At 72.4% G+C, this 19,744-nt stretch carries 17 protein-coding genes; 7 read left to right on the plus strand and 10 right to left on the minus strand.

The window, feature by feature from the left end; translation table 11 throughout:
- Positions 1–93 precede the first annotated feature (93 nt).
- Positions 94–861, plus strand: coding sequence for a transposase (locus ACFP3U_RS17775; protein ID WP_380226517.1), 768 nt, complete (start codon positions 94–96; stop codon positions 859–861).
- A 182-nt stretch (positions 862–1,043) separates the two neighbouring features.
- Here the strand turns inward: ACFP3U_RS17775 and ACFP3U_RS17780 are convergent, their stop codons facing one another.
- The 4 genes from ACFP3U_RS17780 to ACFP3U_RS17795 all read right to left on the minus strand — a co-directional run bounded on the left by ACFP3U_RS17780 (position 1,044) and on the right by ACFP3U_RS17795 (position 5,169).
- A complete protein-coding gene (locus ACFP3U_RS17780; RefSeq protein WP_380226518.1) occupies positions 1,044–2,195 on the minus strand; it encodes a hypothetical protein in 1,152 nt (383 codons plus the stop codon).
- 361 nt (positions 2,196–2,556) lie between these two features.
- Entirely contained in the window at positions 2,557–3,099 is a 543-nt protein-coding gene (locus ACFP3U_RS17785) for a DinB family protein (RefSeq protein WP_380226519.1), read from the minus strand.
- 210 nt (positions 3,100–3,309) lie between these two features.
- Complete coding sequence (locus tag ACFP3U_RS17790) at positions 3,310–4,239, minus strand: carbohydrate kinase family protein (protein ID WP_380226520.1); 930 nt, start codon at positions 4,237–4,239, stop codon at positions 3,310–3,312.
- A gap of 3 nt (positions 4,240–4,242) precedes the next feature.
- Positions 4,243–5,169 (minus strand): pseudouridine-5'-phosphate glycosidase, encoded by a 927-nt coding sequence (locus ACFP3U_RS17795; RefSeq protein ID WP_380226521.1) that lies wholly within the window; start codon positions 5,167–5,169, stop codon positions 4,243–4,245.
- A gap of 114 nt (positions 5,170–5,283) precedes the next feature.
- Here ACFP3U_RS17795 and ACFP3U_RS17800 point away from each other — a divergent pair, with 114 nt between their 5' ends.
- Positions 5,284–6,186 (plus strand): LysR family transcriptional regulator, encoded by a 903-nt coding sequence (locus ACFP3U_RS17800; protein ID WP_380226522.1) that lies wholly within the window; start codon positions 5,284–5,286, stop codon positions 6,184–6,186.
- Between the two features lie 19 nt (positions 6,187–6,205).
- Here the strand turns inward: ACFP3U_RS17800 and ACFP3U_RS17805 are convergent, their stop codons facing one another.
- Positions 6,206–7,780 (minus strand): S8 family peptidase, encoded by a 1,575-nt coding sequence (locus ACFP3U_RS17805; RefSeq protein WP_380226523.1) that lies wholly within the window; start codon positions 7,778–7,780, stop codon positions 6,206–6,208.
- A 318-nt stretch (positions 7,781–8,098) separates the two neighbouring features.
- Here ACFP3U_RS17805 and ACFP3U_RS17810 point away from each other — a divergent pair, with 318 nt between their 5' ends.
- Both ACFP3U_RS17810 and ACFP3U_RS17815 read left to right on the plus strand, forming a co-directional pair.
- A complete protein-coding gene (locus ACFP3U_RS17810) occupies positions 8,099–9,028 on the plus strand; it encodes an aminoglycoside phosphotransferase family protein (protein WP_380226524.1) in 930 nt (309 codons plus the stop codon).
- A gap of 225 nt (positions 9,029–9,253) precedes the next feature.
- The gene (locus ACFP3U_RS17815) at positions 9,254–9,556 is read left to right on the plus strand and encodes a hypothetical protein (RefSeq protein ID WP_380226525.1); all 303 of its coding nucleotides are present in this window, start codon (positions 9,254–9,256) and stop codon (positions 9,554–9,556) included.
- Between the two features lie 58 nt (positions 9,557–9,614).
- On the opposite strand, the gene ACFP3U_RS17820 is transcribed toward ACFP3U_RS17815, so the two are convergent.
- Both ACFP3U_RS17820 and ACFP3U_RS17825 read right to left on the minus strand, forming a co-directional pair.
- Positions 9,615–10,127, minus strand: a complete 513-nt coding sequence (locus ACFP3U_RS17820; RefSeq protein WP_380226526.1) for a phospholipase D-like domain-containing protein — start codon at positions 10,125–10,127, stop codon at positions 9,615–9,617.
- Between the two features lie 3 nt (positions 10,128–10,130).
- The gene (locus ACFP3U_RS17825) at positions 10,131–10,796 is read right to left on the minus strand and encodes a phospholipase D-like domain-containing protein (RefSeq protein ID WP_380226527.1); all 666 of its coding nucleotides are present in this window, start codon (positions 10,794–10,796) and stop codon (positions 10,131–10,133) included.
- 573 nt (positions 10,797–11,369) lie between these two features.
- On the opposite strand from ACFP3U_RS17825, the gene fabV reads away from it, so the two are divergent.
- Positions 11,370–12,587: an enoyl-[acyl-carrier-protein] reductase FabV gene (gene fabV, locus ACFP3U_RS17830; RefSeq protein ID WP_380226528.1), complete on the plus strand. Its 1,218-nt coding sequence runs from the start codon at positions 11,370–11,372 to the stop codon at positions 12,585–12,587.
- A gap of 69 nt (positions 12,588–12,656) precedes the next feature.
- Here the strand turns inward: fabV and htpG are convergent, their stop codons facing one another.
- On the minus strand, positions 12,657–14,585 hold the full coding sequence (gene htpG, locus ACFP3U_RS17835; protein WP_380226529.1) for a molecular chaperone HtpG: 1,929 nt from the start codon (positions 14,583–14,585) through the stop codon (positions 12,657–12,659).
- A gap of 203 nt (positions 14,586–14,788) precedes the next feature.
- On the opposite strand from htpG, the gene ACFP3U_RS17840 reads away from it, so the two are divergent.
- Together ACFP3U_RS17840 and ACFP3U_RS17845 are read left to right on the plus strand one after the other, a co-directional pair.
- Positions 14,789–15,640, plus strand: a complete 852-nt coding sequence (locus ACFP3U_RS17840; protein ID WP_380226530.1) for a hypothetical protein — start codon at positions 14,789–14,791, stop codon at positions 15,638–15,640.
- Positions 15,641–15,764: 124 nt separating this feature from the next.
- The gene (locus ACFP3U_RS17845) at positions 15,765–16,889 is read left to right on the plus strand and encodes a C40 family peptidase (protein WP_380226531.1); all 1,125 of its coding nucleotides are present in this window, start codon (positions 15,765–15,767) and stop codon (positions 16,887–16,889) included.
- Between the two features lie 58 nt (positions 16,890–16,947).
- Here ACFP3U_RS17845 and ACFP3U_RS17850 read toward each other — a convergent pair whose 3' ends face one another.
- Complete coding sequence (locus ACFP3U_RS17850; protein WP_380226532.1) at positions 16,948–17,508, minus strand: dihydrofolate reductase family protein; 561 nt, start codon at positions 17,506–17,508, stop codon at positions 16,948–16,950.
- 113 nt (positions 17,509–17,621) lie between these two features.
- Positions 17,622–19,718 (minus strand): PQQ-dependent sugar dehydrogenase, encoded by a 2,097-nt coding sequence (locus ACFP3U_RS17855; protein ID WP_380226533.1) that lies wholly within the window; start codon positions 19,716–19,718, stop codon positions 17,622–17,624.
- Positions 19,719–19,744: the final 26 nt, after the last annotated feature.

A 19,744-nucleotide genomic window follows, 5' to 3' on the forward strand; every position in this document is an offset into this window, starting at 1 on the left:
GCTCCGACCTCTGGTGGCGTCGCCGTCTCGCCGGCGGCAGGGAGGGGACGTGAGTCGCCCACAGATCCCTTTCGCAGTGAGATGATCACTGCCATGGCTGGCGTGATCGCAGCATCGGACCCGTCCTGGATAGCCCCGTTCACGGGCCTGAGCCCACGAGTGTTCCGCAAACTGATCACCGTGCTGCGCCGCGAAGGGGCCGACCGGGCCCGACCGGGTCGCCCGTGGTCACTGCCGTTGGAGGACCGAGTCCTGCTGGTCGCCGCCTACTGGCGAACCAATCTGACGCTGCGCCAGCTGGCTCCGTTGTTCGGCGTCTCGAAGTCGGCGGCCGACCGGATCGTCGACCACGCCGGGCCTCTGCTTGCGCTCAAGCAGAGGCAGCGGTTTCGTCACGGCACTGTACTCATCGTGGACGGAACCCTCGTACCCACCCACGACCACAGCGTCGCCGAGCAGTCCAAGAACTACAGGTACTCCACCAACCACCAGGTCGTCGTCGACGCCCACACCCGCCTGGTCGTGGCGATTGGCCAGCCCCTCCCTGGCAACCGGAACGACTGCAAGGCGTGGGAGGAATCCGGCGCCAAAGCCGCCGTCGGCAGAACGACCACGATCGCCGACGGCGGCTACCCGGGTACCGGCCTGGTCATCCCGCACCGCAGACCGCGCGGCGGAGAGCTGACCGAGTGGCAGGTCGAGCACAACCGCGAGCACAAGCAGGTCCACGCCCGCGTCGAGCACGTCTTCGCCCGGATGAAGACCTGGAAGATCCTGCGCGACTGCCGACTCAAGGGCGACGGAGTCCACCACGCCATGCTCGGAATCGCCCGCCTGCACAACCTGCTCCAGGCAGCGTAGGGAGTTCACTGGCGGCCACAGCAACCCTGCCTCGATCTTTCAAAGATCAGTTACGGGACAGCCCTTAGTTGATGTCTTTTCGGGTCGAAGCGCACGGACTTCTGCGCGCCCATGGTGTGATGCCTTACTGGTCGGGAGAGCGGGATTGGGTCGCCGATCTATGGCGAAGATCAGCGCAGCGCCTACGATTGCGAAGCGACGATCCGGTTGGTCAGGTTGATCGTTGCGACGTACCAGTAGAAGACCCACTCCAGGTACAGCTCGGGGTCGTAGTCCTTCTGCTGCTTGGCGTCCTGGTGGCGGATGCCGAACTGGTTGGCGATCTGGAACAGCGCGCCCCCGTCCTTGCTTTGCAGTTGCTCCTTGATGAGCCCGCGCCGCCGCTCCAAGATGCCAGCGAGCGCGACAACAGCCAATCGGCGGTCCATCTCAGAAGCGCCCCGAGCCCTGAACTGGGTAAGGGCGTGCTCCAGTTCCATGCCATCCGCGTCGTGCACATTCTCGGCTGCGCGCACCGTCGTGACAAGATCCTCAATCGGGCCGGAAGCCGCCGTCTCCAACCGGCCGTTCTCCGTGAGGGTCAACCCCAGCGCGCTCTGGGAGAGCACTTGGTTGACCTGCCACCGGTAGATTTCCAAGCCGCGGTCGGCAGAGTATGAATGCTGGTAGTGGTATCCGCAGCCAGCGTGACCGTGAAGTGTGCGTCGCTTCGGCCGGCGGACTTGATCCGCCAGATATTCGATGATGTCGCACAGGTCATCAAGGCTGTAGTCCTTGATGTGTCCGAACAGCGGCCAGAGGCCATCGCGGCCAAGCTCTTGGTGAATTGTCTTGGCTGGATTCGGCCCGAGAGTGCCCTCATAGTCGTCATCGACGCACAGCTCACCGAACGCCCAGGAGAAGTACCCGGTACTGGCCAGTTTGTCGAAGACGGCGGCGAAGCGACGCGCAGTGGTCGGGAGATCGGTCAAGGAAGGCGTCTGAGGTGCAGTGCGCCGCTCGGACCAGTACGGGAGTCGGGGCGTGGGGATTGGAAACGCATCCACTCCCGTGCTCAGCTTCTTGATCCAGTCCCTGCGTGAGATCGAAGTGGACTTGTCCTGTAGGTCGATGAAGCCGCTGCGCGCGTGCTCCTGGATGCTACGGAACTCGTCCAGCGGCTCTGAAGACGTGAACGCCTCCAGGAGGAAGAGTTCACACTCGTCGCCCCAGTTGGTGACGTGGAAGCTGGGAGCCTCACAGGCCTCGATGAGGCGGTCGAGTTCGGTCTTGATGATCTGGCGTGGCCAGGCAGCCTCGAAGCGGCGGGAGCGAAAGCGGGAGTCGAGCGTCACAGGCGCAAGTCTGACAGAGCCGCCCAACTGGTACATCTGCGTTTCGAGTTGGGAGGCTGGTCGGGTGGGCTGATGTTGCTCGGCTGATCTGGATGAACTTCCGGTCGAAGCGGAAGTCGCGCCAGGTCTTCGAGCCGGTCGGCGACCCGGAGGTCCATCCACCCCCTCGACCAGTAGCTTCGCCACCGCCTGCCGCCAGCCGAGGCCCGGAACGAGGGCGGTCTGCTTCTGGACGATCCGAGCTTGGTAGGTAGTGGTTGGCTTACGCTGGTTGTGGGTGGCCGTGGTGGCTACCACCCTCTGATTTCAGAGGTACCTAATCCAGCAGTCGCCCAGCCGGCCGTCCGGGGCCCGTCCGGGCTCAGCCCATGGACTTGGCGCCGTCGATGGACTCGCGCAGGATGTCGGCGTGGCCCGCGTGCTGCGCCGTCTCGGCGATGAGGTGGAGCAGGACCCGGCGGGCGGACCAGCGGGCGCCGGGCTCGAACCACGGCGCCGTCGGCAGGGGGTGCGAGGCGTCGAGGTCGGGAAGGGCGGCGATCAGCTCGTCGGTGCGGCGGGCCGTCTCCTCGTACTCGGCGAGCACACCGGCGAGCGTCTCGCCGGGCAGCAGCCGGAACTCGTCGGCGCGCTGCTCCAGGTCGGCCCCGGTCATGTTCGCGAAGTCGGGCATCGCGGAGGGGCCCTCCAGGATAAAGCCCACCCAGACGCGCTCGCAGGCCGTGACGTGCTTGACGAGGCCCCCCAGACACAGCTCGCCGGCGGTGCTCCGCTGCCCGGCCTGCTCGTCCGTCAGGTCACGGGTGGTGAAGCGCAGGAAGTAGCGCACCCGGCCGATCTGCTCCAGCAGGTCGGCGCGCTCACCGGTGGCGGCGACGGTGGTGGTGGTCGTGGTGCTGTTCATGGTCTCCGCCTTCGTGGGTGCTTTGGTCCGCCGGGTCGTTCCGTCCGACGTGTTCCACGATAGAAGCCATGTAGGTCAGATGATGGCCTAGATGAAGACGGATTCCGAGCACACCGACACCGGGCCGGGCCGGGCCGGGCCGCCGGGGAAGTCGGCGGCCCGGCCCGGTGGTCCAACGGTGCGGGTACAGGAGGGTGACGGTGCGTCGGGTCAGTCCGCCGCGCAGGAGGCGCCCGGTGAGGCCAGCACCCGCGCGGCGCAGCGGTGGCCGCGCGCGGCGGCCTCGCGCAGACCGGCCGCGTCCGGGCCCGCGCCGGCCAGCCGCCCCGTCAGCCGCCCCGTCAGCCGCCCGTCCAGGAACGCCGCCAGGAAGCCGGCGGCGAAGGCGTCGCCCGCGCCGGTGAGGTCGCGGACCTCGCCGACCGGCGGGACGGGCACGGTGAACGGCTCCTCCCCCGGCACGTCGATCGTGGTGGCGTCCGCCCCGGACTTGGTGACCACCGTGGTGGCCGTCAGCCGGGCGCGCTCCGGACCGGGCCGGCCGTCGACGAGCAGCCCCAGGTAGGCGGACTCCGCCCGGTTGGCGAACAGCAGGGTGGGCGCGAGCTCGGCGGCCAGGGCCAGGAAGCGCTCGCGGCCGAATCCCTCCAGCATGCCGGTGGAGGAGGCGTCCAGCGAGGTCGTGCCGCCGGCCGCGCGGACCCGGCGCAGCGCGTCGACGGCGGTCGTGCCGACCGGCTCGCCGTCGAAGGAGTAGGCGGGCACGTGCAGATGGGTCAGTCCGGCCAGCCAGGCGTCCGGCACGGTCTCCAGCAGGGTGGCCGCGCCCCGGTCGGGCAGCATGGTGCGCTCGCCCTCGTCGTCGATGAGGACGACGATGCTGCCGGTCCGGCCGCGGTGCGTGACCCGGACGTCCACGCCGTGGCCGGCCAGTTCGGCGGCCAGGCCGCTGCCGGCCGGGTCGTCGCCGACGCAGCCGAGGAAGCGGGTCGGGTACTGGCCGGCGGCGAAGGCGGCGACGTTGGCGGCGCTGCCGCCGCGCTGCCGGAAGACCCGGGCGGCGGAGTCGGTGCCGTGGCGCAGCGGTCCGGCCACCCAGACGACGATGTCCTCCACGAGGTCGCCGAGCACTCCGAGCATCGGTCAGGCCTCGCTTCGGGCGGCGGCCAGCGCGGTGGCGATCTCCCCGCCCAGCCGGACGTTGCCCCGGTAGACCTCGATGTTCACCTCCAGGCTGCGGCCCTGGGTGTCGCGCTGGATGAAGTCCAGCAGGAACGGCGTGGAGGCGTTGCCCTTGATGCCCCGGGCGTCGGCCTCGGCCCAGGCGCGGGTCAGCAGCGCCTCCAGCTCCTGCGGGGGCAGCTGCTTGGCCGGGTCGACCGGGTTGGCGATCAGGACGGCCTGCGGCAGCTCCAGGCCGTCGCGGGCCTCGATGACCTTCGCCGCCTCCTCGGGGGTGTCGACCCGGTAGGCGATCTCGTGGCCGGAGTCGGTGATGTAGAAGCCGGGGTAGCGGCGGGTGCGGTAGCCGATGACGGGGATGTTGAGGGTCTCGAAGCGCTCCAGGGTGGCCCGGATGTCGAGGATCGACTTCACGCCGGCGCTGATCACGGTGACCGGGATGGCGGCCAGGGTGGTCAGGTCGGCGGACTCGTCAAAGCTCTCGGAGGCGCCGAAGTGGACGCCGCCCAGGCCGCCGGTGGAGAAGACCCGGATGCCGGCGCGGTGGGCGAGGAACGCGGTGGCGGCGACCGTGGTGCCGCCGTGCCGGCCGAGCGCGGCGACCACCGGGAGGTCGCGCAGGCTCGCCTTGTCGAGGTCGTCGGCCCCGGACAGCTCCTCGATCTGCGCGGTGGACAGGCCGACCGTCGGCACGCCCGCGTAGACGCCGATGGTGGCCGGGACGACGCCGGTGGACCGCAGCCGCTCCTCCGCCTCCAGCGCGACCTCCAGGTTCCGCGGCCGGGGCAGCCCGTGGGTGAAGATCGTCGACTCCAGGGCGACGACGGGGGCGCCGGCGGCGACGGCCTCGGCGACGTCCTCGGAGATGTGGATGGGAAGTCCGGTCATGGCGTGTGCTCCCTGTGAGGCGGCCACCACGGTGTGGCAGCGGTGGGCTCAGCCTAGGGAGCGCTCACATCGGGATCCAGAATGAATACCGGCCCTTCTCATAGACTTTGGGCTATGAGTCTCACCCTGCGTCAGCTGGAGGTCTTCCTCACGGTGGCCGACACCCTGCACTTCGGCCGGGCCGCCGAACGCCTGCACATCTCGCAGCCGACGGTCAGCCAGGAGGTCGCCCGGCTGGAGCGGACCGTCGGGGTGGAGCTGTTCGACCGCAGCCGGCGCTCGGTGCGGCTGACCTCCGCCGGGGAGGTGATGGCCGCCGAGTCCGCCCGGCTGCTCGCCCAGGCCGGGACCCTGCTCGCCCGGGTGCGGCTGCACGAGGAGACCAGGCTCGGCACGGCCCGGATCGTCGCCTCCCCGACGGTGGTCAACCGGCTGCTGCCGGCCGTGGTCAGCCGGGCCGAACGGGAGCTGCCCGAACTGGTCCTGGCCGAGCTGTCGGTGGACACCGGCCGGGTCTCGCCGACGCTGGCCGGGGAGCTCGCCGACCTCGGTCTCGGCCGCTTCCTCGACGACGTCCCCGGCTACCGGCGGGAGCGGATCGCCGACGAGCCGGTGCACGTCGCGCTCAGCCGGGACCACCCGCTGGCCGGGCGGGCGGCCGTCCGGCTGGACGAACTCGGCGACCTGCCGCTGCTGCTGTGGCCGCGCGAACAGAGCCCGCGCTACTACGACCACGTGCTGGCGCTGTGCGCCGAACGGGGGGTGGAGCCGCCGGTGCTGGTCGGCCCGGCCCGGATCGTCGGCTCCCGGCTCTACCTGCTGTCGCAGAGCCGGGCCTTCTCGCTGGTGCCCGCCTCGATCACCGGCCACCTCACCGAGGACGTGGTCACCGTGCGGCTGGCCGGCCGGGCCACCCTGCCGCTGGAGCTCCAGTGGCGGCTGGACGACCGCCGCCCCGGGCTCGCCGCGCTGCGCGAGCTGATCCGGGAGGAGGCGGCCGTCCTGGAGGCGTGCTGAGCGTCGACCCCCCGCGCCGTCAGAACCGCAGCGACCAGCGGGTGATGGTGCCGGGGAAGTAGCCGCCGACGTCGGTCACCCGGAGCCGCCAGACGCCGGCGGCGGTGTGCGCGGAGGCGTCGACGCCGTAGACGGCCGCGAGGTCCGTCCTGGCCTCGCCGATGTCGGTGCCGTGCAGCAGGAACACCGCGCCGTCGGGGGCCACCAGTTCGACCTTGAGGTCGCCGCTCCACCAGTAGGCGATGTCCACGGAGACGTCCAGGTCACGGGGGGCCTTGCCGGACACCCCGGTGACGGTGACCGGCGCCTCGACCGTGCCGACCCCGTCGAACGGCACCGGCGCCGGGGAGGCGAAGAGCGGGCCGCGCGGCCGGTTCGGCACCGTACCGGTGTACAGCAGGCGGTCCGGGGAGCCCGGGCCCAGGTCGTGCAGCGAGCCGACGGTCGCCGCCGAGGTCAGCGCCGCCGCCACCTGGGCGGGGGTGGCGGTCCGGTGGGACGACAGGTACAGCGCGACGGCGCCCGCCACGTGCGGGGCGGCCATCGACGTCCCCGACATGGCGATGCCCAGACCGCCGATGTCGACCACGTGCCACACCGAGGTGATGTCCACCCCCGGCGCGTAGAGGTCCACCAGGGGGCCGTAGTTGGAGAACGAGGCCTGGACGTCGCCCCGGTCCGTCGCCCCGACGGTGATCGCGCTCGGCACCCGGGCCGGGGAGTGCTCGCTCGCGTCGACGCTCTGGTTACCGGCGGCGACCGTGTAGGTCAGGCCCGCGGCGACGGACCCCGCGACCGCCGCGTCCAGCGCCGGGTCCGGGTCGCTGCCCAGGCTCATGTTGACCACGGCCGGGCGGACGGCGTGCTTGGTGACCCAGTCGATGCCGGCGACCACCTGCTCCGTGGTGCCCTCGCCCTCGTCGTTCAGCACCCGCACGGCGACGATCTTCGCGGCCTTCGCCACCCCGAAGGAACTGCTGGCCACCGTCCCCGCGACGTGCGTGCCGTGGCCGTGGCCGTCGTCCGCGACGGTGTCGCCGTCGATCGCGTCGTAGCCGTAGGAGGCCCGCCCCGCGAACTCCTCCGCGGTGATCCGCACCCCGGTGTCCACGATGTACGCCGTCACCCCGGCGCCCGCCGTGTCCGGGTAGGTGTAGCGGTCGTCGTACGGGAAGCGGCGCTGGTCGATCCGGTCCAGCCCCCAGGACTCCGGCGAGGCCTGGACGCCGTCGGCCCGCACCCGGCGGTTCTGCGAGACCAGCGCCACCGCCGGATCGGCGGCCAGCCGGCGCGCCTGCCCGGGCGTGAGCGCCGCCGAGAAGCCGGGCAGCGCCGCGTCGTAACTGCGGCGCACCGTGCCGCCGTACGCGCGGGCCAGCGCCGACGCCCCGGCCGCCACCGAACCGCCCTTCGCCGCCGGGGACTTCAGCACCACCAGATAGGTGCCGGGCACCGCGTCCGGCGATCCCGTGCCCTGGACCACCCCCTCCGGGACCGCCGCCGAGGCGGCCAGCACCCCGCCCGCGCCGACCACCAGTGCGGCGGCCGTGCCGAGCACCGCGCAGACCCTGCGCAGCCGATGCCGTAGAACCATGATCCGTCCCCCTCCGATGTCGGTCGTCCCCCGACCTCAAAGACTGATTGACCATCAACTCGATGGCAATGTGGCTAGGTTGTCCTTCGTCGACGACCGTTTCGAAGTGGGTGAGCACGATGCGCGCCCGCGCCTCGGCCGTCGCCCGGGCGAGCACGGCGGCGACCAGGTCGTCGTCCAGGCGGACCTTCGACCGAGACACCGTCAGATGACAGAGTGCGCAGTACTTCCCGTCGATTCGCCCACCCGTCCGGTCCGTGCGAGAGTCGAACTCGAACAGTTCGGGGTGCGACCGCGGCCCCGCCGAGGGAGGTTCCGATGAGCACACCCCGTCCGGTCGACGTCCCGGCAGACTTCGCCGCCTCCTACGGCGCCAACGGCGCCACCGAACGTCGCTGGGTCCGCGAACTGCCGCTCCTCGCCGCCGATTTCCTCGACCGATGGGACCTCGCCCCCGACGGCCCGGCCGCCCACGGCATGGCCTCCCTGGTACTGCCGGTCCGTCGGCCGGACGGCGCCCGCGCCGTGCTGCGGCTGCAGCAGGTCCGCCCCGAGACGGCCGGAGTGGCGGCCGGACTGCGCGCCTGGCGCGGCGAAGGCGCCGTCCTGCTGCTCGACCACGACGAGGAGAGCGGCACCCAGTTGCTCGAACGCCTCGACGCGACCCGCTCACTGAGCACGGTGACCGACGACGACGCCGCGCTGGAGCTCCTCGCCGCGCTGGCGGCCCGGCTGACCGCCGTCCCCGCGCCGCCGGGGCTGCGCCGGCTCGGCGACATCGCCGCCGCGATGCTGGCGGAGGCGCCCGGCGCGGCCCCGTCGCTCGCCGACCCGGACGAACGCCGACTGCTGCTGGACTGCGCGGCGGCGACGGGCGCGCTGCTCGACGAGCCCGGCGACCGGCTGCTGCACTGGGACCTGCACGACGGCAACGTGCTCGCCGGCGGGCGCGAACCGTGGCTCGTCATCGACCCCGAACCACTCGCCGGCGACCCGGGGTTCGAGCTCCTCCCCGCCATCGACCAGCGCTGGGACGCCGTCCTGGCCGGCGCCGACGCCGAACGCACCGTGCTCCGCCGCTTCGACCTGCTGACCGAGGCCCTGGAGCTGGACCGCCCCCGCGCGGCCGGCTGGACCCTCGCCCGCGTCCTGCAGAACGGCCTGTGGGACATCGAGGACGGCCGGCCCGCCCTGGAGCCCACCCAGATCGCCGTCGCCACCACCCTCCTCCGCCACCGCTGCGGGTAGCCCCGACGACCGCGCGCGCGACCTGGACCGCCCGCGGTCCAGGCCCTGACGTGCCGGCGTCGGCGCCCCGCGCCGGCGGGCTGACCGGCACGCACCGCCACCGCGCGCCACCCCGCCGCACGCGAGGGCGCGCACGGGGGCGCAAGGGGCGCACGGACGAGTGTCTGTCATCGGCCACCCGGCCCACGGCCGGAACCGGCCGGATGACTCGCCGGTTGCACTCCCGTGAACCACCTCCGCCGCGCACTTCGCGGTACCGCACACCTCGTCACCCGGCTCTGCTCCGCCGTCGAGCGCCTCGACGCCCGCGTCGACGCCGCCCTGCGAGCCCGGCTGCGCCCGCTCGTCACCCGCCTGGCCGCCCTGCTGCAACGGATGGCCGCCGCCAACTGCAGCGACGCGCTCACCCGCCACCTCCCCTGCCGCGCGGCCCGCGAGCGCGAACGGAACCGGAGCCTGAACCGGAGCCGCGACCGCGCGGCCGTCGACTGCTCCGCCGTCGACTGCCCCGCCCCGCTGGACGACTGACGCCCCGGCGGACCTCACAGGAACGTCCACCGGGGCTCAGGCACGACTCAGGCACGACTCAGGCCCGGCAGAGCCCCGTCGCCCAGTCGACGGTGGCCGTCGCCCGGGAGTACTGCCACTCGGGGGCGAGCAGGTCGCGGTCGAGCTGGGCGGCCGCGTCGCGGTCCTCGACGATGTAGCCGAAGTCCTGCAGCCAGGCCGGGTAGAGGTTCTTCGACCCGATGTAGAAGGCCGAGTCGTCCACCGCGACCAGCTTGTGGTGCAGCGCGTACGGCTTGCCGTCGGCCCAGGTGGCGGTGGGCGCGGCGCGGAAGGTGGCGAGCTGGAGGTTGCCGCACATCGTGGCGGTGGCCTTCCCCTGGTCGCCGGTGAGCGCGGTGAGCCGGGCCTTGAGCACGCCGCTGATCTCGGCGAGGGACTTGATCTGCGAGTAGCCGCCGCTGCCGATCGTGCCCCGGTTGGCCGGGTCGCTGACCACGATCCGCACCTTCACGCCGTCGGCGAGCTTGGCCGCGAGCGTGTCGTAGAGGCGGGAGTCGTAGCGGGCCAGCGGCGGGCAGGTGGCGTTCATGTCCTACTGGGAGATCTCGACGTGCTGCCGCGCGCTGCCGACGAGGGCGCGCAGGGCGTTCTCCTCGGGGTTGACCGTCTCGTAGTCGCGGTCGGCGTTGGTGTTGTCGTGCAGGGTCAGCGGGCTGCACCTGGCGTCCGCCGCCCCGGCGACCGGGCCGGGCAGGTAGGCGGACTCGGCGTCCACGTCCTTGATGCCGACGCCGAGGCCGCCGACGGCGATCACCGGGACGTCGCCGGTGGCGGCGGCCGGCGGGTTGAGTTCGCGCTCGATCGACGGGCGGCCGGCGCCGCCGTCCGAGGAGGCGAACCAGGCGCTGTCGAACACACCGGTGCGGCCGCAGGTCCACTCCCAGAGGGTGTCCAGGTAGCGGGCGGCGGAGGTCGCGGCGGGGCCGTTCAGCGCGAGGTCGACGTCCGACACGGGGTGGGTGGTGTCGAGGTAGTCGTTCTTCCAGCCGTTGATGCCGCCGGAGATGACGGTGCGTCCGTCGACGACCAGGATCTTGGAGTGGTTCCAGGAGAACGCGGTGCGCGAGGCGGTCATCGAGGCGATGTTCAGGCTGACCGAGCCGGCCGCCGGGCCGAGCTTGGCGACCAGTTCGTCCCGGTAGCGGAAGGGCAGCACATTGGCGTGGTAGACCGGCGCGGCGCCGACCAGGATCCGCACGACGGGGCGGTGGCCGGCGGCGACGGCGGCCTTCAGACCGGCGACCAGGGCGTCCTCGAAGCCGCCGTCCGGGAACGGCGCGAGGGTGGAGATGTCGACGGGACGACGGCGAGCAGGGTGGTTGCAGCGGCGGCGGCGAGAGCGGTGCGCAGCGCGCGACCGGAGCGGCGGGAGCCGGGTCGGGACACGTGATGTTCCTTCAGAGCATGGCGGGCGGTGGGTGGTTCACCCGTCGGACGCCGCAACATTACCCAGAAGTAACATCCTGTCCAATGTGCCCATGACAATGAGCCACCGGGCCTGATTCCCACCCGCCGACCGGCCCCCGCCGTTCGTCCCCCCGCCGTTCGTCCCCCGCCGTTCGTCAGGCCGACGTGGTGTGAACCCTCCAAGATCGACTGGTGATCGTTGTCCCCGTGAGCAGCACCGCCCCGCGCCCGTACCGCCCCAGACTTGGCAGCACGCGGCGGCCCCGACCGGACCCCGCGCCCCTGTTCCAGCCTGTTCCAGCCGTCCCCGAGCCGTCCCCGAGCCGACCCCAGCCGCGCTCGGCCGACCCCTAGGACTTCCATCGTGACCCGGCGCGTTCTCACCCCCCGCAACCGAGGCTTCCTGTTCCTCGACTCCCACCCGGCGGGCTGCCGGCAGCTGGTCACCGACATGTGGCAGGCCTGCCCCGCCCCCACCGACGCGCCGGCGGACGGCGCCGGGCCGGTGGCCCTGGTCATCGGCTCCTCCGCCGGCTACGGCCTTGCCGCCACCCTCGCCGGACTCAAGCGCGCGGGCATCCGCGGCATCGCCGTGTCCTTCGAGAAGGCCCCCACCGAGCGCCGCACCGCCACCGCGGGCTGGTACCGCACCGCCGCCACCGCCGACCTCGCCCGCGCCGCCGGGCGGGACGTGGTGTTCCTCAACGGCGACGCCTTCTCCGACCTGATGAAGGACCAGGTCGCCGACCTCCTGAAGGAGCGCTTCGGCGGCCGGCTGGACTACCTGATCTACTCGGTCGCCGCGCCCCGCCGCACCGACCCCGACACCGGCACCACGTACGCCTCCGTCCTCAAGCCGATCGGCCGGGCGAACCGCACCAAGACCCTGCTCTTCGACGACGCCGGCGCCCCCGAGGTCCGCGAGGTGGAGACCGGACCGGCCGAGGGCGACGACGTCGAGCAGACCGTCGCCGTGATGGGCGGCGCGGACTGGGAGCGCTGGATCGACCACCTGGCCGGCCGGGGCCTGCTCGCCGACGGTTTCACCACCGCCGCCCTCTCCTACATCGGCTCGCCGCTGACCGAGGCGATCTACCGGCAGGGCACGATCGGCGTGGCCAAGGCCCACCTGGAGGCCACCGCCCGGACCCTGGACGAGCGCCTCGGCACGACGGTCGGCGGACGGGCCGTGACCTCCGTGAACGGCGCCGCCGTCACCCAGTCCTCCACCGCCATCCCCGGCATCGCCCTCTACACCGGTCTGCTGCGCGGCGCCCTCGGCGAGGGCGTGGTCCCGCCCGTCCACCAGCTCGCCGCCCTGTGGGACCAGCTCACCGGCGCCGCCCCGCTCGCGCTGGACGAGGAGGGCCGGATCCGGCTGGACACCTGGGAGCTCACCGAGGACGTCCAGGCGGCCGTCGCCGAGCGCTGGGAGGCGGCCAGCACCGACACCATCGCCGAGCTCGCCGACCTCGACTGGTTCCGCGCCGAGGTCCAGCGGCTCTACGGCTTCGCCGTCCCGGGCATCGACTACGCCGAGCCCGTCTCCACCGATGTCCCCTGGCCCGGCCACGCCGCCTGACGCCCCCTCAGCCGGAGCATGTGGGCGGGCCCGCCGCGAACCGGGCGGCGGGCCCGCACCCCACCGGCGCTACAGGGTGCGCGTCAGGTGAGTGGTGAGCAGCCGGGTGAAGCGGGCCGGGTCGGGCAGGTCGCCGCCCTCGGCGAGCAGCGCGCCGCCGTACACCAGCTCGGCGATCTCGGGCAGCGCCGGGTCGGCGGGATCGGTCGCGTGCGCCGTGCGCAGGCCGGTGATCAGCGGGTGGCTGGGGTTGAGCTCCAGGGTGCGCCTGACCGGGGGCATCTCCTGCCCGGTCGCCCGGAACATCTTCTCCAGCGTCGGCGAGATGTCGTCGGCGTCACCGACGATGCAGGCGGCGGAGGTCGTCAGCCGCGACGACAGCCGGACCTGCTTCACCTGCTCGGCCAGCGCCGTCGTCAGCCACGGCAGCAGGGCGACGAAGTCCTGCTCGCGCTTCGACCGCTCGGAGTCCGCCTCCTGGTCGCCGTCGGCCGGCTCGTCGAGGTCGACCTGGCCCTTGGCGATGGACTGCAGCCGGTGGCCGTCGAAGGCCGGGATCCGGTCGGCCCAGATCTCGTCGATCGGGTCGCTGAGGAGCAGCACCTCGTACCCCTTGGCGGTGAAGGCCTCCATGTGGGGGGAGTTCTCCACCGTCGCGCGGGTCTCGCCGGTCAGGTAGTAGATCGCGTCCTGGCCGTCCTTCATCCGCTCGACGTACGCGCGCAGGGTGGTGGGCCGCTCCGCGTCGTGCGTGGAGGGGAGCGACACCAGCTCCAGCAGGGCCTGCGTGTTGTCGGTGTCCTCGACCAGGCCCTCCTTCAGCACCCGGCCGAACTGGTCCCACAGCTTGCCGTAGCGCTCGGCGTCGTTGGCCTGCGTGGTCTTGATCGCGCCGAGGACCTTCTTGACCAGGCGCCGCCGCACGGCCTGGATCTGGCGGTCGTGCTGCAGGATCTCGCGGGAGATGTTCAGCGACAGGTCGTGGGCGTCCACCACCCCCTTGACGAAGCGCAGGTAGTTCGGCATCAGCGCTTCGCAGTCGTCCATGATGAACACCCGCTTGACGTACAACTGCACGCCCCGCTTGGTCTCGCGGGAGAACAGGTCGAACGGCGCCTGCGCGGGGACGAACAGCAGCGCCTCGTACTCGAAGGTGCCCTCGGCCCGCATGTGGATGGTCTCGGCGGGGGCGAGCCAGTCGTGGCTGATCTGCTGGTAGAACTCGGTGTACTCGGCCTCGGTCACCTCGCTGCGCGGCCTGGCCCACAGCGCCTTCATCGAGTTGAGCGTCTCGACGGCGGCGTCGCCGTCGTTCTCGGTTCCGGTGGCGCCCTCGGTCTGCTCGGCGGCCATCCGGATCGGCCAGCGGATGAAGTCCGAGTACTGCTTGACGATCTGGCGGATCTTCCACCCGGCCAGGTAGTCGGCCAGACCGTCCTCACCGTCCACGGGCTTGAGGTGCAGGGTGACCGAGGTGCCCACCGGCAGGCCGTCGACGGCCTGGAGCTCGTAGGTGCCCTCGCCGTCGGACTCCCACCGCGTACCGGCGTCGGTGCCGGCCCGCCGGGTACGCAGGGTGACCTTGTCCGCGACCATGAACGCGGAGTAGAAGCCGACGCCGAACTGCCCGATCAGGCTCTGCGCCGCGGCGGCGTCCTGGGACTCCTTGATCTTCTCCAGCAGGCCGGCGGTACCGGACTTGGCGATGGTGCCGATCAGGTCCACGAGGTCGTCGCGGCTCATGCCGATCCCGTTGTCACGGACGGTCAGCGTGCGGGCGTCCCGGTCGACCTCCAGGGCGATGTGCAGATCGGAGATGTCGGCCTGGACGGTGGAGTCGGCCAGCGATTCCAGCCGCAGCTTGTCCAAGGCGTCGGAGGCGTTCGAGATCAGCTCGCGCAGGAAGATGTCCTTGTTCGAGTAGATCGAGTGGATCACCAGCCGGAGCAACTGCCGGGTCTCGGCCTGGAATTCCAGCGTCTCGACACTACTGGCCACTCTGGGGTCCCCTTTCAGGACGGAGGCATGGCTGACGGGCGCGACACGGGCCCGGGCGGATCCGTACCGGCACCGGAATGGTAGGCGCCCGGACGGCCCCACCGCTGGGACTCCCCCTTACCGCCTGGAGCACGGTGGCGACCCCGACCTCCCCCGGCGTGCCGGAGCGGGGCGCGGGTGGCACCGGACCGTACCGTCGGCGCATGTCCTTCGGTCTGCTCGCGGCGCTGGCCGCCGCCCTGCTCACCGGGTCCGCCACCGTGCTCCAGGCGGTCGGGGCCCGTCGTGCCGCGGCCGGGGAGCCGCCCGGCGGGGCCGCCGCGCTGGCCGGGGCGTTCCGGCAGTGGCCGTTCCTCGCGGGTGTCGGGATGGACATGCTCGGCTTCGGCGCCGAACTCCTCGCCCTGGGCCGGCTCCCGCTGTACGAGGTCGAGGCGGTCCTGGCGTCCGCGCTCGCCGTGACCGCCGTCGGCGCCGCCCGGGTGCTGCACGTGCGGCTGCGGCGCAGCGAGTGGGCCGGGGTGGCCGCCGTCTGCGTGGGGCTCTGCGTCCTCGCCGTGAGCGCCGGGCGCGACGGCCCCGGCCGCGGCGGCACGGCACTGCGGCTCGGCGTGCTGCTCGCCTCGGTGCTGCTGATCGGCGCGGGCTGGGCCGTCGTCCGCTACGCCGGCGGTCGCCGCGCCCCGCTGCTGGGCCTGGTGGCCGGCCTGCAGTTCGGCGTGGTCGGCATCGCCGTGCGCGTCCTGCCCGACGCCCGGCTGCCCGACCTTTTCGCCGAACCGGCCGCCTACGCGATCGCCCTGGCCGGCCTCGGCGGGTTCGCCGCCCTCACCTGGGCCATGCAGAACGGCTCGGTCACGGCGGCGACGGCGGCCATGGTGCTCGGCGAGACCCTGGGCCCGGCCGTCATCGGCGTCCTGCTGCTCGGCGACCACACCCGCCACGACGCCACCCCCCTCGCCGTCACCGGCTTCGCGGCGGCCGTCCTCGGCGCCCTCACCCTGGCCCGCTTCGGCGACGCCGAACAACCCGCCCCGGCCGGTACGGCGCACTGAGCGCCCGGTCCGCCTTCGTCGCCGTGCCCTTTCGGGCCGCCCCGCGACTCGGGCTGAACCTGCTGTCACACCCAGAGCGTTTCTTCGGTATCCGTTCAGATCACTCGAAGGAGCGCCCATCGCCATGGGAAAGCGTCGCAAGCTCAGCCCCCCGAGCCGGGCCCGCCTGGCGGTCCTCACCACGGCCATGGCCGGCGGTGCGGTGTTCGCCTCCGGCACGGCCCATGCCGAGCCCGCCCCCAACCTCGCCTCCGTCAAGGAGCAGGTGGACCGGCTGAACGAGGAGGCCGAGCAGGCGACCGAGCGCTACAACGGCTTCCAGGAGAGGCAGCAGAAGCTCCAGGGCGAGGCCAACCGGATCCAGGAGAAGGTGGCCCGCGGCCAGGAGGCGATGAACGAACTGCGCACCCAGCTCGGTGTGGTGGCCGCCGAGCAGTACCGCAACAACGGCATGGACCCGGGCATTCAGCTGATGCTCGACTCCGACCCGGCCGCCTACCTGGGGCGCGCCTCGGTGCAGAACCAGGTCGCCGGCTCCGAGACGAACCTGCTCAAGCAGGCCCAGGGCGAACAGCGCAAGCTCGACCAGGAGCGCGCCGAGGCCACCGCCACCCTCGCCGAACTCGACGCCGTCGGCGCCTCGCTCGGGGCGCAGAAGAACGAGGTCCAGGCCAAGCTCGCGCAGGCCCAGACCCTGCTGAACCGGCTCAGCGCCGACGAGCGGGCCAAGATCAACGCCCAGGAGTCCGCCGACAAGGCCAAGGCCGCCGCCCAGCAGGCCGCCGCCGCGGAGCGTGCCAAGGCCGCCGCGAAGGAGGCCGCCGACAAGGCCAAGGCCGCGGCCCAGCCGGCCTCCTCCGCCCCCGCCGCGAACACCCCGGCACCGGCACCGGCGGCCGCCGGTGGACGCGCCGCCACCATCGTGCAGTTCGCCTACGCCCAGCTCGGCAAGCCCTACGGCTGGAGCAAGACCGGCCCCAACAGCTTCGACTGCTCCGGCCTCACCGGCGCCGCCTACCGCGCGGCCGACATCAAGCTCCCCCGGATCTCCCAGGACCAGTGGAAGGTCGGCACCCGCATCGCCCGCGGCGACCTCCAGCCCGGCGACCTGGTCTTCTTCTACGACGACCTGCACCACGTGGGCATCTACATCGGCGACGGCAAGATGATCCACGCGCCCCGGACCGGCAAGAACATCGAGGTGCTCCCGATCGGCGTCATGCCCTACATGGGCGCCGTCCGGCCGTAGGGCCTGTCCGGCCGTAGCGGCGGCTCGCGCGGCGTCCCCGGGGACGCCGCGCGACCGTTCAGCGCGCCACGCGGTAGCGGAGGTGGATGACGCGGGAGGTGAAGGTGTGGGTCTCCAGGAGTTCGAGGTCCACCCGCTCCTCGTCCCGCGCGAAGTACGGGATGCCGCCGCCGACCAGTACCGGGTAGACCCTGGGCCGGTACTCGTCGATCAGGCCCGCCGCCGCCACCGACGCGGCGAGGGTCGCGCCGCCGATCGCGATGTCCCCCTCCCCCGGCTCGGCCCGCAGCCGGGCGATCTCCTCCGCGACGGTGCCGGTGGCCGGCCGGGCGTTGCCCCGCACCTGGGACAGCGTGGTGGAGAACACCACCTTCGGGAGCGGGTTCCAGAGCGCGGCCCACTCGCGCTCGATGTCGTCGAACGAATCCGGGTCGGTGGTCTCCCAGTAGCGCATCGTCTCGTACAGCCGGCGTCCCATCAGATGGACGCCGACCTCGCGGATCTCGTCGATGGCGAAGCGGAAGACCTCCTCGTCCGGATCCGTCCAGGTGAAGCCGCCGTCGGGCCCGACGATGTAGCCGTCGAGCGAGATGCCCATCGAATAGATCACACGGCGCATCAGTGCTCCTCCTCCGGTACCGGGGTTCGACAGTACGGCGGCGGGGCGGGCGGGCCCGGTACGGCTCGCGGAAGGCGGTGCTGCTCCGGCGGGGCGGCGGGACGGCGGGACGGTCAGCCGATGGTGACCTTGAGGATCTTGTCGGAGCCGTCCGGCTGGTTGCCGTTGTTGTCCGCGTTGGTGGTGGTCAGCCAGAGCTGGTCGGCGCCGGGGACCTTGGCGACGGTGCGCAGCCGGCCGTAGGTGCCGACGTAGTAGGAGGTCGGGGTCGAGACCGACTCGGTGTCGCCGTTGATCGGGATGCGGTACATCCGGGTGCCGCGCAGCGCCGCCAGGTAGATGACGTTGCGGACGATGGCGATGCCGCTCGGGGAGGCGAGGTTGACCGGCCAGGTGGCTTTGGGGTTGGTCATGCCGGCGGTGCCGCAGGTGCCCTCGCAGGTCGGCCAGCCGTAGTTGGCGCCCGGCTTGATCAGGTTGAGCTCGTCGTACTTGGAGTCGCCGAACTCGGCCTCCCAGAGCCGCCCGTTGCGGTCGAAGGCGAGGCCCTGCGGGTTGCGGTGGCCGAGGCTGTAGACGTGGTTGTCGAACGGGTTGCCGGGCGCGGGCTTGCCCGCGGTGGTCATCCGCAGGATCTTCCCGTTGAGGGAGTTCCGGTCCTGCGCGAGGGCGGGGGTCTGGCCGTCGCCGGTGGTGGCGTAGAGGTAGCCGTCCGGGCCGAAGGCCAGCCGGCCGCCGTTGTGGTAGCGGTTCTTCTTGATGCCCTGGAGCAGGACGGTGTAGCCGGAGAGCGTGCTGCCGTCGTACGTCATGCGGGCGATGCGGTTGCCCTCGGCGGCGGTGTGCATGAAGTACACGTGGTGGTTGGTGGACCAGTTGGGGTCCACGGCCACGCCCAGCAGCCCGCCCTCGCCGTCGGTGGTGACGGTGTTGGGCACGGTGCCGATCTGGGTCCTGGTCCCGCTCCGGGTCTGCTTGAAGACCTTGAAGCCGTCCCGTTCGGTGACCAGGGCGGCGGCGCCGTCCGGCAGCCAGGCGATGCCCCAGGGGACGGTCCAGCCGCCGCTGAGCGTGGTCGGCGAACCGGGGACGCCGCCGTCGGCCGGGCAGGCGCCGGTGGTGAAGGAGACCGCGGCGGAGGCGGGCGAGACGCCGCCGGCGGCGTCCTTGGCGACCACGGTCAGGCTGAACGGGGCGTCGCAGGCCAGGCCGGTGACGGTGGCGGTGGTGGCGGGTGGGGTGCCGGTGACGGTGGCCAGCACGGCGGCGCCGCTGCGGACCTCGTAGGCCACCACGCCCTTGTCGTCGCCGGCGGCCCCCCAGCCGAGCGTGGCGGAGGTGGCGGTGACGCCGGAGACGGTGGGGGCGCCGGGGGCGCTCGGCGGCGGGTCGCTGCTGACGCCGGTGGTGCAGTCGACCGCGACGCTCGCCGGGGAGGCGTTGCCGGCCGCGTCGCGGGCGATCACGGTGAGGTTGTAGGTGGTGCTGGGGGCGAGGCCGGTGAGCACCCTGGTGGTCGTGGTGCCGGGGGTCTCGGCGAGCTTGTTGCCGTGTTCGTAGAGGTCGTACGCGGTGACCCCGACGTTGTCGGTGGCCGCCGACCAGCCGAGGGTCAGGCTGGTGGGGCCGATGTCGGTGCAGCGTGGTTCGCCGGGACGGCTCGGCGCGGTGGAGTCGGCGGTGGCGCCGACGGTCAGCCGGTCGAGGTTGGGGCCGCCGTTGGCGGTGGTCGCGGTGGCGCGCACGGTGTTGGTCCCGGGCCGGAGCGGCGCGTCGACCGTCCTGGTCGCCCAGGTGTCCCAGTTCGCGGTGGCCGGGAAGGAGACGCCGGAGGCGATCACGGTGCCGTTGACGGAGATGTCCATCGGCCGGTCGACGGCGGTGCCGTTGGCGTACCGGAAGGTCAGCGGGGCGGTGCCGGCCGTGGTGGCGCTGACGCCGAACTCGACGGAGGAGCCGGCGACGTTGGTGTAGTCGACGAAGCCCGTCCCGGAGTACCCGGTGTGGTTGGTGGCCACGGCGCCCCGGGTGATGACGGCGTCCTCGGCCTGGTAGTCGACGCCCGGGGCGGCGTCCGGGGCGGCGTCCGGGGCGTAGCTCTCCGCCGCGTGGCGGCTTCCGGTGGCGGCCTGGGCCGGGGGGACGGCCAGGGTGCCGATGATCAGTACGGCGACGGTGAGGCCCGCGCCGCCGGCGGATGTCAGGCGCATCCGGTCCTCCTGGGGGGTCGGGGTCG

The sequence above is a fragment of the Kitasatospora misakiensis genome (assembly GCF_042656005.1).
Classification (GTDB): domain Bacteria; phylum Actinomycetota; class Actinomycetes; order Streptomycetales; family Streptomycetaceae; genus Kitasatospora; species Kitasatospora misakiensis.

What these genes read in the sequence shown, in the direction of transcription:
- ACFP3U_RS17775 (WP_380226517.1), top strand. Translation starts at nt 94, where the DNA reads ATGGCTGGCGTGATCGCAGCATCGGACCCGTCCTGGATAGCCCCGTTC.
- ACFP3U_RS17850 (WP_380226532.1), bottom strand. Translation starts at nt 17,508, where the DNA reads ATGCGCCGTGTGATCTATTCGATGGGCATCTCGCTCGACGGCTACATC.
- ACFP3U_RS17855 (WP_380226533.1), bottom strand. Translation starts at nt 19,718, where the DNA reads ATGCGCCTGACATCCGCCGGCGGCGCGGGCCTCACCGTCGCCGTACTG.
- ACFP3U_RS17820 (WP_380226526.1), bottom strand. Translation starts at nt 10,127, where the DNA reads ATGAACGCCACCTGCCCGCCGCTGGCCCGCTACGACTCCCGCCTCTAC.
- ACFP3U_RS17795 (WP_380226521.1), bottom strand. Translation starts at nt 5,169, where the DNA reads ATGACCGGACTTCCCATCCACATCTCCGAGGACGTCGCCGAGGCCGTC.
- ACFP3U_RS17790 (WP_380226520.1), bottom strand. Translation starts at nt 4,239, where the DNA reads ATGCTCGGAGTGCTCGGCGACCTCGTGGAGGACATCGTCGTCTGGGTG.
- ACFP3U_RS17810 (WP_380226524.1), top strand. Translation starts at nt 8,099, where the DNA reads ATGAGCACACCCCGTCCGGTCGACGTCCCGGCAGACTTCGCCGCCTCC.
- ACFP3U_RS17840 (WP_380226530.1), top strand. Translation starts at nt 14,789, where the DNA reads ATGTCCTTCGGTCTGCTCGCGGCGCTGGCCGCCGCCCTGCTCACCGGG.
- ACFP3U_RS17785 (WP_380226519.1), bottom strand. Translation starts at nt 3,099, where the DNA reads ATGAACAGCACCACGACCACCACCACCGTCGCCGCCACCGGTGAGCGC.
- ACFP3U_RS17805 (WP_380226523.1), bottom strand. Translation starts at nt 7,780, where the DNA reads ATGGTTCTACGGCATCGGCTGCGCAGGGTCTGCGCGGTGCTCGGCACG.
- ACFP3U_RS17845 (WP_380226531.1), top strand. Translation starts at nt 15,765, where the DNA reads ATGGGAAAGCGTCGCAAGCTCAGCCCCCCGAGCCGGGCCCGCCTGGCG.
- ACFP3U_RS17800 (WP_380226522.1), top strand. Translation starts at nt 5,284, where the DNA reads ATGAGTCTCACCCTGCGTCAGCTGGAGGTCTTCCTCACGGTGGCCGAC.